We start from the raw sequence: 12,829 nt of genomic DNA, 5'->3' as shown, positions 1-12,829 counted from the left end.
GCCATGTCACTGCAATCCCTGGACATCATCCGCCGCTCGGCCACCACCACGCCCTCGCCGGAGGCGCGTGGTGCGCACACCGGCCAGGTCGCCAAGCTGATCGATGTGAGCAAGTGCATCGGCTGCAAGGCCTGCCAGGTCGCCTGCATGGAGTGGAATGACCTGCGCGACGAAGTGGGCAGCTGCGTTGGCAGCTACGACAACCCGCCCGACCTGAGCGACCAGTCGTGGACGGTGATGAAGTTCCGCGAGTACGAGGACGAGAAGGGCAAGCTGGAGTGGCTGATCCGCAAGGAAGGCTGCATGCACTGCAGCGATCCGGGCTGCCTGAAGGCCTGTCCGTCGCCCGGCGCGATCATCCAGTACGCCAATGGCATCGTCGACTTCCAGGAAGAGAACTGCATCGGCTGCGGCTACTGCGTGACCGGTTGTCCGTTCGACGTGCCGCGCATCTCCAAGAAGGACCACAAGGCCTACAAGTGCACGCTGTGTTCGGACCGGGTGGCGGTGGGCCAGGAACCGGCCTGCGTGAAGACCTGCCCGACCGGCGCGATTACCTTCGGCAGCAAGCAGGCGATGACCGAGCACGCGGCCGGACGCGTGGAAGACCTGAAATCTCGCGGCTACGAGAACGCCGGCCTGTACGATCCGCAGGGCGTCGGCGGCACCCACGTGATGTACGTGCTGCAGCACGTGGACAAGCCGGAGCTGTATGCCGACCTGCCCAAGGACCCGCGCATCAGCCCGATGGTGGAGGTGTGGAAGGGCGTGGCCAAGCCGCTGGGCGTGCTGGCGATCGCCGCCACCGCCTTCGCCGGCTTCCTGCATTACATCGGCATCGGCCGCAACACGGTCAATGACGAGGAAGAAGAGGAAGCCGAGCACGAGGCGAAGAAGATCGAAGAGGAGCAGCGGCCATGAAGTACGCCCCGCACCCGCGCCAGATCATCCGCTACCGCGCACCGACCCGCATCAACCACTGGATCGTGGCGATCTGCTTCGTGCTGACCGCGCTGTCCGGGCTGGCGCTGTTCCACCCTGCCCTGTTCCCGTTGACCCAGCTGTTCGGTGGCGGCCCCTGGACGCGCATCCTGCATCCGTTCATCGGGCTGGCCATGGTGGTGGGCTTTGCGCTGCTGGCGTTCCGCATGTGGCGCGACAATCTGCCGACCGCCGACGATCGCGCATGGATGCGCGGCATGCGCGATGTACTGCGCAACGAGGATGAGAAGCTGCCGCCGGTGGGCCGTTTCAATGCCGGCCAGAAGCTGCTGTTCTGGGCCATCATCGGCTGCCTGTCGGCGCTGCTGCTGACCGGCTTCGTGATCTGGCGGCAGTACTTCAGCCACTTCTTCCCGATCGGGGTGATCCGCTTCTCGGTGCTGGCCCATGCGCTGTTCGGCTGGGTGCTGGTGTGCGCGATCGTGGTGCACATCTATGCGGCGATCTGGATCAAGGGCTCGGTGCGGGCGATGACCCAGGGCAAGGTGACCTATGGGTGGGCGTACAAGCACCACCGGCAGTGGTTCAGGGACATCCTGCGTGGACGTCGGGAAGAGGGTTAGCGGCAGGGCCTGCGGCCCTGCACCCGCAGAGGCAAGGTCAACGTCAACGTCAACGTCAAAAGCGGGCTTCCTGAGGGGTGGCGGAGTGGGTCCGGTTGCGGGGGACGCCGTCAACCCGTCCTTGGGGGCTTGGCCGCGGCATCCATGCCGCGGACACCCCCGCAACCGGACCCACTCCGCCTTCGACAGTTTCCCGCTGCTGTCGGAATGGCATGAGCTGCTCTTGGTGGGTGTCGACCTTGGTCGACACGATGAACATGGCAACGACCGAAACCGGTTTTTGTAGAGTCGAGCCGTGCTCGACTGCTTTGCTCGACTGCGTTGTTTGAACACGCTGGACGCCAGCGCCGACAACGGCGAGGATGGAGGCTGGTTCTTCTGGCTGGCCCTGCATGGCGCAACGCATCCTTGAACCCGGTGAGATCGAGACGCTCGCCTCGCGCGATGTGCCGCGCATCATCCTGCCCGATATCGAGTCACTGTTCGCTGAGCGCGCGACGCGCCTGCGCAGACTGGCCGCGCACAGTGCCATCGGCGGTTACCTGCAGCTGCTGGCGGCGTTGGCCGATGCACAGCAGGCGCTGCTGGATGAGCTGACACCGCAGCAGCGCGAGGCGCTGCAGTCGCAGGCGCGTGCGCAGCAGTCGAGTGCGGCGGCCGGTGCCGGCATGCCGTTGCGGCCGGCCAACACGCTTCAGCTGGATGGATGCTGGCGCGACTGGCTGCGCACGCTGTGCCAGCACTGTGCCGACGAAACGGGGCTGCCGCTGGAAACCCGACAGGAGCTGCAACGCGTCGCGGCTGCCGACGACGCCTGGCTGGATGCTCAGGCGCACGCGGTGCTGGAGCGCGATGACGCGCCGTCGGTGGATGCGGTCGCTGCGCTGCTGGTGATGAACGCACTGCAGGTTTACTGGGCGGTGCTCGCAGCCAGCTTCCGCCCTACCGACCTGAAGCCGCTGGCTGATGCGCCAGGGCTGTGCCCGCTGTGCGGCACGTTGCCGGTGACCAGCGTGGTGCAGGCGCGGCCACCCTATGCATCCTACCGTTACCTGTCGTGCTCGCTGTGCGCCTGCCAGTGGCACTACGTGCGCGTGCAGTGCAGCCAATGTGGTGCCGCCGGCAAGGACATCGCCTATCGCGCCCTGGCCGATGTGGACGGCGACAGCGGCGAGGCGGTGCGCGAGAGCGCGGTGCGTGCCGAGACCTGCGACCACTGCCACAGCTACCGCAAGATCCTGTATCTGGAAAAGGACCCGTCACTGGAGCCGGTGGCCGATGACCTCGGCACGCTGGCGCTGGATCTGCTGCTGGCCGAGGAAGGTTATGCGCGTGCCAGCCAGAATCCGCTGCTGTGGCAATCCGACGGCGACTGACCGATGCCAGCCACGCCCCCCACCCCGGCATCGGCCGCCACCCTGCCCTCACTGGACCGGGTGCTGCGCCTGCCTGCACTGGTGGCGCTGATCGAAGGCCACGGTCGAAACCGCATCACCCAGCTGCTGCGTTCGCACCTGCAGGTGCTGCGCGACCGTATCAGCGCCGGCCAGCTGTCGACCGCGCAGCTGCAGGAGGCGGTTGAGGGCCCGACGCTGGTGGCAGCGGTCGAGGCCGCACTGGCAGCCGATGCACGGCTGGACCTGCAACCGATGTTCAACCTGACCGGCACCGTACTGCATACCAACCTGGGTCGCGCATTGCTGCCCGAGGCCGCGGTGCAGACAGTCACCCGCGCGATGACCGCGCCGGTCGATCTGGAGTTCGACGTCATCCGTGGCCGTCGCGGCGACCGCGATGCGCGGGTACAGGCACTGATCTGCGAGCTGACCGGTGCCGAAGCCGCCACCGTGGTCAACAACAATGCGGCAGCGGTCCTGCTGCTGCTCAACAGCCTGGCCAACCGCCGCGACGTGGTGGTGTCGCGCGGCGAGCTGGTGGAGATCGGCGGCGCTTTCCGCATCCCGGATGTGATGCGCAGCGCGGGCGCTCGGCTGCTGGAAGTGGGTACCACCAACCGCACCCATGCGGCCGACTTCACCAACGCCATCGGCGCGCGCACAGCGCTGCTGATGGAGGTGCATGCCAGCAACTACGCGATCACCGGATTCACTGCCAAGGTCGACACGGCGGCGATGGCCACGATCGCGCACGAGCATGGCCTGCCGCTGGTGGTGGACCTGGGCAGTGGCAGCCTGTGCGATCTGGCCACGTTCGGCCTGCCGCACGAACCCACCGTGCAGGAAACGCTGACGGCCGGCGCCGATCTGGTTTCGTTCAGCGGCGACAAGCTGCTGGGTGGTCCGCAGGCCGGCATCATCGCCGGCCGCGCCGACTTGATCGCGCGGATCAACCGCAACCCGCTGAAGCGGGCACTGCGCATGGACAAGATGGGCCTGGCCGCACTGGAGGCGGTGCTGGCCTTGTACCGCGAACCCGAGCTGCTGGCACAGCGGCTGCCGACACTGCGCACGCTCTCGCGTACGCAGGATGACATTGATGCGCAGGCCCAGCGCCTGCTGCAGCCGATGCGTGCCTCGCTGGCGGCGGACTACACCCTCGAGCCTGCTTCGATGCACAGCCAGATTGGTAGCGGCGCGCAGCCACAGGCGCAGCTGGCCAGCGCCGGACTGCGCATTACCAGCGCGCGCCGTGGCGGACTGGATCGCCTGGCCAAGCGCCTGCGTCAGCTGCCGCGACCCGTGCTGGGCCGCATTGCCGATGACGCGCTGTGGCTGGACCTGCGCTGCCTGGAACCGGCCGACGAAGCGCGCTTCGTCGACCAGTGGAGCATGCTGCAGGCATGATCGTCGGCACCGCCGGGCATATCGACCACGGCAAAACCAGCCTGGTACGCGCACTGACCGGCATCGAAACCGATCGCCTGCAGGAAGAGCGTACGCGTGGTATTTCCATCGAACTGGGCTACGCCTATGTCCCGGTGGAAAGCGGGGACGTCGAAGGCCCGGCCGCGACCCTGGGTTTCGTCGACGTGCCGGGCCACGAGCGCTTCGTGCACACGATGGTGGCCGGCGCCACGGGTATCGACGTCGCGCTGCTGGTCATCGCTGCCGACGACGGCGTGATGCCACAGACCCGCGAACATCTGGCCATCCTGCAACTGCTGGGCGTGAACCGCGGTGCGGTGGCGCTCACCAAGATCGACCGTGTGGATGCGGCGCGCCTGGCCCGGGTCGAGATCGAGGTCGCTGCCCTGCTGGCCGGCACGCCGCTGCAGGATTCCCCTGTGTTCACCTGCAACAGCACCGCACCCGACGATGCTGGCATCAACGCGCTGCGTACCCAGCTGCACGCGTGGGCGGCGGACGACGCCAGCACGCGCCAGGCCGAACTGCGCAGCGAGCTGTTCCGCATGCCGGTGGACCGCGTGTTCTCGCTGGCCGGCCACGGAACGCTGGTGACCGGCGCAGTGCACGGCGGCATCGCCTCGGTGGGTGAGCATCTGCAGCTGATGCCGGCCGCCACTGAAGTGCGCATACGCAGCATCCACGCGCAGAACCAGGCCAGTGACCACGCGATGGCCGGGCAGCGCTGCGCGCTGAACCTGGCGGCCATCGCCCGTGATGACATCCGCCGCGGTGACTGGATCGCCGACGCAGGCGCACTGCTGGCCACCACCCGCGTTGATGTGCGGTTGCGGCTGTCCGCGTTGGCCGCACCGTTGCGCGACTGGGCACCGCTGCATATCCACTGGGGCACGATGCACCGGCAGGCCCATGTGGTGCTGCTGGAGGACCATGACCACGGTGATGGGCAGTTGGTGCAGCTGGTGTTCGATGCTCCGGTCTGTGCGATGTGTGGCGATCGCTTCATTGCCCGCGATTCAGCGGCCACCCACACGCTGGGCGGCGGCCTTGTGCTCGATCCGGACCCGCCACAGCGGCGCCGGCGCAGTCCTGCACGGCTCGCATGGCTGGGAGCCCTGGAGCAACTGGCCGCGGGTGCGGGAATCGGCCCACTGTTGCAGCAGGCGCCCTTCGGCGTTGCCATGGCCGCGCTGCAGCGCTACTGCCGGCGCGCCGCCGACCGGATCGATCTTCCTGCAGACACGCGACGCATCGTCACCCGCGAAGACACGGTAGTCATCCTTGTCCCGCACTGGCAGGCATTGCGCGAGCAGGTGATCGCCTCACTGCGTGGATGGCATGAGCGACGCCCGGACGAACCCGGTGTCGACAGCGGCCGCCTGCAGCGCGGCACCCTGCCCGCGCTTGCAGCGAGCCTCTGGAATGCGCTGCTGCAGGACCTGCTGGACGACGGCAGCGTGCAACGCGTGGGTGCCTGGTGGCGCCTGCCCGGGCATGACCATGCGCCACCGGAACGCGAGCGTCTGCTGCTGGAACGCGTGCTGCCGCAACTGCACGCAGGTGGCTTCGATCCGCCGTGGGTGCGCACCCTTGCTGCCGAGATCGGCCTGGCCGAAGACGAAGTCCGCGCCGTCCTGCGCCGCGCCGCCGCACGTGGCGAACTGTTCCAGGTGGTGCCGGACCTGTTCTATGCACCGGCGCGCATTGCGGAACTCGCCGCCATCGTCGCGCAGCTGTCACAAGCCAGCGGCACGGTGGATGCGGCGGCCTTCCGCGATGCCATCGGCCTGGGCCGCAAACGCAGCATCCAGATCTTGGAGTTCTTCAATCGCGTTGGCTACACTCGACGCGTCGGTGACCAGCATCGGCCGCGCGGCGACCTGCAGTGGAACGCAGTCCGCGACTGAGCCCACCGGTACCGCCGTACTTTCGGAAGGCATGCGCATCCGGGCATGCGGCTGGGCTTCAAACCCAGTAGGGGGCGTCGATCGTTCCCTGGTAGGTTCGACTCCTGCTGCCTTCCGCCATTCGCGTTCCCGCAGGAGATGTCGGCATGGTCACGCACGCGCAGTCCCCCGCCCCTTCAACGGCCGATGCCCCGCAACGACTGACCTCTCTCGCGCATGGCGGCGGCTGCGGCTGCAAGATCGCGCCGGGCGTGCTGAGCGAACTGCTGCGTGGCGTTCCAGCGCTTCCCGCTCCGGCTGAGCTTCTCGTCGGGCGCGAGACCAGTGACGACGCTGCGGTGTACCGCCTCGATGATCGCCAGGCAATCGTCGCCACCACTGATTTCTTCATGCCCATCGTCGACGACCCGTTCGACTTCGGCCGCATCGCGGCCACCAACGCGCTGTCGGACCTGTATGCGATGGGCGCGCGCCCGCTGTTCGCACTGGCCATCGTCGGCATGCCGATCAATACGCTGCCGCAGGACACGATCCGCGGCATCCTGCAGGGTGGCGAACGCGCCTGCGCCGATGCTGGCATCGTGGTCGCTGGTGGCCACAGCATCGATTCGGTGGAACCCATCTACGGCCTGGCCGCGATCGGCGTGCTCGACCCGCAACGACTCAAGCGCAACGCCGATGCCCGCGCCGGCGACGTGCTGGTGCTGGGCAAGCCGTTGGGCGTGGGCGTGTATTCGTCGGCGCTGAAGAAGGAAGTGCTGGATGCCGACGGCTACCGGCAGATGATCGCGTCGACCACCCGCCTGAACACCGTGGGCGTGCCGCTGGCCGCGCTGGACGGTGTGCATGCCATGACCGACGTCACCGGCTTCGGCCTGCTCGGCCACCTGCTGGAAGTGTGCCGCGCCAGTGGTGTCGCTGCCGAGGTGGACAGTGCACAGGTGCCGCTGCTGCCGCAGGCGCTGGAGCTGCTGCAGCGTGGCTGCGTGACCGGCGCTTCCCACCGCAACTGGGCCTCGTATGGCGCCGAGGTGCGCTTCGCCGATGGGTTGCCGGCACACTGGCAGCCACTGCTGACCGACCCTCAGACCAGCGGCGGCCTGCTGGTGTCCTGCGCCCCGGAAGCGGCGGATGCGGTGCTGGCCTGCTTCCACGACGCGGGGTTCGGCCAGGCAGCCGTGGTCGGGCGTTTGAGCGAAGGAGCGCCGGGCGTCAGCGTGGTTTGAGACGTGAAGGTTTGCCAACGTGTCACTTCCGGGCACTTGAATCATGTCCAAAATATTGGACACTAAAGCCATGAACCTGATCGACATCGGCAAGGCGGTTCGTACCCGCCGTGAGCAGCTTGGCCTGTCGCAAGGCCAACTGGCTCATCTCAGCGGCCTTTCCCGGCAGACCGTGGTCGGCCTGGAAGGGGGCACCCTTAGTGATCTGGGCGTCAATCGCGTGGGACAGCTGATGGCCGTGCTCGGTCTGGATGTTCCGGCACCCACCACCGAAAACCGGCTGCGCAAGCAAGGCCTGAAAATGGCCGCGCGAACCGCGAACGTGAGCTACGCAAGCGAATTGACTGCGGGCGAGCTGGCCCGCGTACTGGTCAGCGGGGAAGTTCCTGCCACCTACGCGGCGCAGATGGCGTACCTGCTGGATGAAGCCCCTCCCGCCATGGTGGTGATGGCGGTCGAGGAAGCTGCAATCGGCGCGCAGATGCCACCACGGCGCATCTGGCGCAACGTGGCGAAGATGGCCAACACACTTTCTGCTCACCGCAAGGACCTGTGGATGTGAACCGCGAATTGCCGGCCGGCGCCTGGCAGGCGCTGCTACCCCGGGCGCTTGTCCTCATCGGGGAGATCCGGCGCCACGGCGGCATCACCGATCCGTTCTGGACGTTGGGTGGCGGAACGGTACTGATGTTTCGACATCGGCACCGGCTCAGCAAGGACATCGACATCTTCGTGCCGAACCCCCAGTACCTGGGCTTCGTCACTCCCCGCTTGAGCGATGTGGCCGCGAGCCTTACCGGCGACTACAGCGAAGATCCCAGCGCATGGGTCAAGCTGCAGTTCGAGGAAGGCGAGGTGGATTTCGTCGCAGCTCCCAATCTTCTCGATGACGCCTGGGAGGAATGGACGATCGATGGCCGGCGCATACGCGTGGAAACGTCGGCGGAAATCATCGCCAAGAAAATGTTCCATCGCGGGCATCGAACAACGGCCCGAGACCTGTTCGATCTTGCGCTGGTCATCGAACGCGAGCCGGACGCGCTGGCGGCCGCAGCAGACGCACTGGTCCGCCATCGATCAACGTTTCTTGATCAGATCCGCAATCCCCATCCGACATTGAAGATTGCGTTCAAGGCCATCGACACGCTGGACTAATCGCCAGACTTCGACCACTGCGTCGCGATAGCTGCGGACTACCTGGAAGGACTGTGATCCTCCCAGGCGATTGCGCAGAACATCACTCGATGTTCTGCACCTGTTCGCGGATCTGGTCGATCAGCACCTTCAGTTCCACCGCGGCATTGGACGTGCGGCTGTCCACCGACTTCGAGCCCAGCGTGTTGGCTTCGCGGTTGAACTCCTGCAGCAGGAAGTCCAGGCGGCGGCCGACCGGCTCGCGCTGCTTGAGCACGCGACGAATCTCGACGATATGGCTGCCAAGGCGGTCCAGCTCTTCATCCACGTCCAGCTTCTGCAGCCACAGCACCAGCTCCTGCTCGGCGCGGCCGGGGTCGACCGGGTGCGGCAGGTCAGCCAGACGGGCGGCCAGCTTGGCGCGCTGGCCGTCGCGAATGGCCGGAATCAAGGTGCGCACTTCGGTGGCGATGCGCTCGATGCCGTCCACACGCTCGCTGATGGCCGCAGACAACTTGCCGCCTTCGCGCTCACGGGCCTCGACGAAGCCATCCAGCACCTGGTCCAGCAGCGCCAGCGCCTCGACCTGCAGGGCGGCGGCATCGGTGGCCTCGCCACGGGTCACGCCCGGCAGCTGCAGCAGGTCGGTGAAGCTGACCTGCAGGTTGGGGAAATCGGAGGTCAGGCGGTGCGCCAGGCGGCCCAGCTGGGCCAGCAGGGCCTCGTCAACCTGCAGGTTGGCCGCCGCTTCCGGCGCGCGCAGGCGCATCACCAGATCCAGCTTGCCACGGCTCAGGCGCGCGGCGATGCGCTCGCGCAGCTGCGGTTCCAGCGCCCGCAGCTCCTCGGGCAGGCGGGTGCCGACCTCCAGGAAGCGGTGGTTGACCGAGCGCAGCTCGCAGCCCAGCGTGCCCCACGGGGTGACCCGCTCGCCGCCGGCATAGGCGGTCATGCTTCGAATCATGGATTGTGTCCGGTGCGTGCAAAGGGGGAATGGTACCCTAGCGCCCTCACCAGAGCCCCCTTGCCCGCCCCGTGAAGGCTGCGGGCGTGGCGGCGTACTCCCTTGCCATTACGGAACCCGCACCATGTCCGATTCCCGCCCCAGCGGCCGCCAGCCCGACCAGCTCCGCCCGGTCGTCATCCAACGCGGCTTCACCCGCCACGCCGAAGGTTCGGTGCTGGTGTGCTTCGGTGAAACCCGTGTGCTGTGCACCGCCAGCGTCGAGAACCGCGTGCCGGGCTTCCTGCGCGGCAAGGGCGAAGGCTGGGTCACCGCCGAATACGGCATGCTGCCGCGCGCCACCCACACCCGCAGTGACCGTGAAGCGGCCCGTGGCAAGCAGGGTGGCCGCACGCTGGAGATCCAGCGCCTGATCGGCCGCAGCCTGCGCGCCTGCGTGGATCGCAACGCGCTGGGCGAGCGCACCATCACCCTCGACTGCGACGTGCTGCAGGCCGACGGTGGCACCCGCACCGCCGCCATCACCGGCGCCTACGTGGCGCTGGTCGATGCGGTGAACGTGCTGATGAAGCGTGGCGACATCAAGCGCAACCCGATCCTGGGCGCAGTGGCCGCCGTATCGGTAGGCGTGTACCGCGGCACCCCGGTGCTGGACCTGGACTACGCCGAAGACAGCGACTGCGACACCGACATGAACGTGGTGATGAACGACGGTGGCGGCTTCATCGAGCTGCAGGGCACCGCCGAAGGCCACGCCTTCCGTCGCGATGAACTGGATGCGCTGCTGGGCCTGGCCGAAAAGGGCGTGGGCGAACTGCTGGCCGCACAGCAGGCGGCGCTGTCGGCATGAACCGCCGCATCGCCCTGACCACCCTGGTGGTGGCCGACTATGACGAAGCCATTGCCTGGTACACCGGCAAGCTCGGCTTCGCACTGTTGGAGGACATCGACCAGGGTCACAAGCGCTGGGTGGTGGTCGGCCCGACCGACGGCAGTGCCGCCGCCCTGTTGCTGGCCCGCGCCAGCGACGAGGAACAGCGCAGCCGCATCGGCAACCAGACCGGCGGCCGCGTCGGCTTCTTCCTCAACACCGACGACTTCCGTCGCGACCACGCGGCGATGGTCGCCGCCGGCGTCGAGTTCCTGGAAGCGCCGCGCGAAGAACCCTATGCAACGGTTGCGGTGTTCCGCGATCTGTATGGCAACACCTGGGACCTGCTGGAGCCCCGTCAATGAAGAAACTGGTACTGGCCAGCCACAACGCCGGCAAGCTGGTGGAGATGCAGGAGATCCTTGCCGATCTGCCGCTGCAGATCACCTCGGCCGCCGAACTGGGCCTGGGCGATGTGGAAGAGACCGGCCTGACCTTCGTCGAGAACGCGCTGCTGAAGGCACGCGCGGCCTGCGAAGCGACCGGCCTGCCGGCGCTGGCCGATGATTCGGGCCTGATCGTCGATGCCCTCGGCGGTGCGCCGGGCCTGTACAGCGCACGCTATGCCGGCCACCCGACCAATGCTGCGGCCAACAATGCCAAGCTGCTGGACGCGATGGCCGACATTCCCGATGGCCAGCGCAGCGCCCGCTTCTATGCGGTGATCGTGCTGCTGCGCCACGCCACCGACCCGCAGCCGCTGATCTGCGAAGGCCGCTGGGAAGGCCAGATCATCCGCGAACTGCGCGGCACCAATGGTTTCGGCTACAACCCGGTATTCCTGGACACCACCCACGGCCTGACCGCCGCGGAAATGGAGCCGGCACTGAAGAACGCCATCAGCCACCGCGCCATTGCCCTGCAGCAGCTCAAACAGCAGCTGGCGACGCTGTACTGACGCTACCCGATCGACCCAGGGAAGCCGGCCAGCGGCCGACACTACCGAAGAAGCCCATGCCGCACGCCCACGACCACTGCAACCACCTGCCCGGCGAAGCCTGCTCCGCCGACCACGACAACCCGCCGCGGCTGGTGCCGCCACCGCTGTCGTTGTACGTGCACCTGCCGTGGTGCGTGCGCAAATGCCCGTACTGCGATTTCAATTCGCACCAGGCCAAGGGCGAGCTGCCGTTCGACGCTTATATCGATGCGCTGCTGCGCGACCTCGACCAGGACCTGCCGCTGGTCTGGGGCCGGGTGGTGCACAGCGTGTTCTTCGGTGGCGGCACGCCCAGCCTGTTCCCGCCGGAGGCAATCGACCGCTTCCTGCAGCAGGCCAGCGCACGCCTGCGTTTCGCGCCCAATGCCGAAATCACCCTGGAAACCAACCCGGGCACCGCCGAACATGGCCGCTTCGACCGCTATCGCGCGGCCGGCGTGAACCGCCTCAGCTTCGGCATCCAGAGTTTCGACGATGCGATGCTCAAGCGCCTGGGCCGCATCCACGACAGTGGCGAAGCCGAGCGCGCGGTGAAGATGGCGCAGGACGCGGGCTACGACAACTTCAACATCGACCTGATGTACGCGCTGCCGGAACAGACCCTGGCCGGTGCCGAGGCCGACCTGGAACGCGCGTTCGCGCTGCAGCCGGCACACATCTCCCACTACCAGCTGACCCTGGAACCGAACACGGTGTTCTTCGCGCGGCCGCCGCAGGGCATTCCCGATGAAGACAACGCCTGGGACATGCAGGAACACTGCCAGGCATTGCTGGCACAGGCTGGTTTCGGCCAGTACGAGGTCAGCGCCTATGCGCGCCCCGGCCGGCAGAGCGCGCACAATCTGAACTACTGGCGCTTCGGCGATTACCTGGGCATCGGTGCCGGCGCGCACGGCAAGATCAGCTCGGGCGCCGAGGAACACGTGCTGCGGCGCTGGAAGCTGAAGCATCCGCAGGCCTACCTGGACAGCGCCGGCACGCCCGCCTCGTTCGGCGGCGACGATGTGATCGCGCCGGAGCGCCTGCCGTTCGAGTACATGCTCAACCTGCTGCGCCTGCACGAAGGTTTCGGCCTGCGCGATTTCGAGTCGCGCACGGGGCTGCCGCGCAGCGTGCTGGACGCTCCCCTGGCCGAGGCCGTGCAGCGCGGCTGGCTCGACGTGACCGATGGGCATGTGCAGCCGACCGAGCTGGGCCGCCGCTTCACCAACGATGTGGTGAGCCTGTTCCTGGAAGATTGATCCTCGCCTGGCAAAGGATCGTTCCGGCCGCTGGCCGGCAATCCGGTGAAGACATATCTGCCGGCCAGCGGCCGGCACTACCGTTCATCGGTCGGG

General features: G+C 67.3%; 13 protein-coding genes and 1 tRNA gene. 13 read left to right on the top strand and 1 reads right to left on the bottom strand.

The genetic code is table 11. The features are described from left to right. Positions 1-3 precede the first annotated feature (3 nt). From fdxH to AC5P9F_RS05680, 9 genes are all read left to right on the top strand, one after another. Positions 4-921: a formate dehydrogenase subunit beta gene (gene fdxH, locus AC5P9F_RS05720; protein ID WP_005410881.1), complete on the top strand. Its 918-nt coding sequence runs from the start codon at positions 4-6 to the stop codon at positions 919-921. Then, positions 918-1,565, top strand: coding sequence for a formate dehydrogenase subunit gamma (locus tag AC5P9F_RS05715; RefSeq protein WP_005410882.1), 648 nt, complete (start codon positions 918-920; stop codon positions 1,563-1,565). Before fdxH ends, AC5P9F_RS05715 begins: the two co-directional genes overlap by 4 nt. Positions 1,566-1,957: 392 nt before the next feature. Further along, positions 1,958-2,941, top strand: coding sequence for a formate dehydrogenase accessory protein FdhE (fdhE, locus tag AC5P9F_RS05710; protein ID WP_076739919.1), 984 nt, complete (start codon positions 1,958-1,960; stop codon positions 2,939-2,941). A 3-nt stretch (positions 2,942-2,944) separates the two neighbouring features. Continuing rightward, complete coding sequence (gene selA / locus AC5P9F_RS05705) at positions 2,945-4,369, top strand: L-seryl-tRNA(Sec) selenium transferase (RefSeq protein WP_076739920.1); 1,425 nt, start codon at positions 2,945-2,947, stop codon at positions 4,367-4,369. Next, complete coding sequence (gene selB, locus AC5P9F_RS05700; protein ID WP_076739921.1) at positions 4,366-6,297, top strand: selenocysteine-specific translation elongation factor; 1,932 nt, start codon at positions 4,366-4,368, stop codon at positions 6,295-6,297. Before selA ends, selB begins: the two co-directional genes overlap by 4 nt. 24 nt (positions 6,298-6,321) lie before the next feature. Further along, a tRNA-Sec gene (locus AC5P9F_RS05695) sits at positions 6,322-6,417 on the top strand. Positions 6,418-6,443: 26 nt separating this feature from the next. Continuing rightward, positions 6,444-7,523, top strand: a complete 1,080-nt coding sequence (selD, locus tag AC5P9F_RS05690; RefSeq protein ID WP_012481159.1) for a selenide, water dikinase SelD — start codon at positions 6,444-6,446, stop codon at positions 7,521-7,523. A 70-nt stretch (positions 7,524-7,593) separates the two neighbouring features. After that, positions 7,594-8,085, top strand: coding sequence for a helix-turn-helix domain-containing protein (locus AC5P9F_RS05685; RefSeq protein ID WP_495231897.1), 492 nt, complete (start codon positions 7,594-7,596; stop codon positions 8,083-8,085). After that, complete coding sequence (locus AC5P9F_RS05680; RefSeq protein WP_012481161.1) at positions 8,082-8,678, top strand: nucleotidyl transferase AbiEii/AbiGii toxin family protein; 597 nt, start codon at positions 8,082-8,084, stop codon at positions 8,676-8,678. The genes AC5P9F_RS05685 and AC5P9F_RS05680 overlap by 4 nt, the downstream gene beginning before the upstream one ends. A gap of 82 nt (positions 8,679-8,760) precedes the next feature. On the opposite strand, the gene AC5P9F_RS05675 is transcribed toward AC5P9F_RS05680, so the two are convergent. Further along, on the bottom strand, positions 8,761-9,621 hold the full coding sequence (locus AC5P9F_RS05675; RefSeq protein WP_012481162.1) for a YicC/YloC family endoribonuclease: 861 nt from the start codon (positions 9,619-9,621) through the stop codon (positions 8,761-8,763). A 124-nt stretch (positions 9,622-9,745) separates the two neighbouring features. On the opposite strand from AC5P9F_RS05675, the gene rph reads away from it, so the two are divergent. From rph to hemW, 4 genes are read left to right on the top strand one after another with little or no spacing between them, the layout of a single operon-like run. Then, the gene (rph, locus tag AC5P9F_RS05670; protein ID WP_005410889.1) at positions 9,746-10,471 is read left to right on the top strand and encodes a ribonuclease PH; all 726 of its coding nucleotides are present in this window, start codon (positions 9,746-9,748) and stop codon (positions 10,469-10,471) included. After that, the gene (locus AC5P9F_RS05665; RefSeq protein ID WP_005414366.1) at positions 10,468-10,857 is read left to right on the top strand and encodes a VOC family protein; all 390 of its coding nucleotides are present in this window, start codon (positions 10,468-10,470) and stop codon (positions 10,855-10,857) included. Before rph ends, AC5P9F_RS05665 begins: the two co-directional genes overlap by 4 nt. Then, entirely contained in the window at positions 10,854-11,450 is a 597-nt protein-coding gene (gene rdgB, locus AC5P9F_RS05660) for an RdgB/HAM1 family non-canonical purine NTP pyrophosphatase (protein WP_005410891.1), read from the top strand. Before AC5P9F_RS05665 ends, rdgB begins: the two co-directional genes overlap by 4 nt. Before the next feature lie 56 nt (positions 11,451-11,506). Beyond that, a complete protein-coding gene (gene hemW / locus AC5P9F_RS05655) occupies positions 11,507-12,733 on the top strand; it encodes a radical SAM family heme chaperone HemW (RefSeq protein WP_024956759.1) in 1,227 nt (408 codons plus the stop codon). Positions 12,734-12,829 lie beyond the last annotated feature (96 nt).

The organism is Stenotrophomonas sp. YJH_SMC_4, from assembly GCF_059371575.1.
This window is presented reverse-complemented; position numbering and strand designations above follow the sequence as displayed.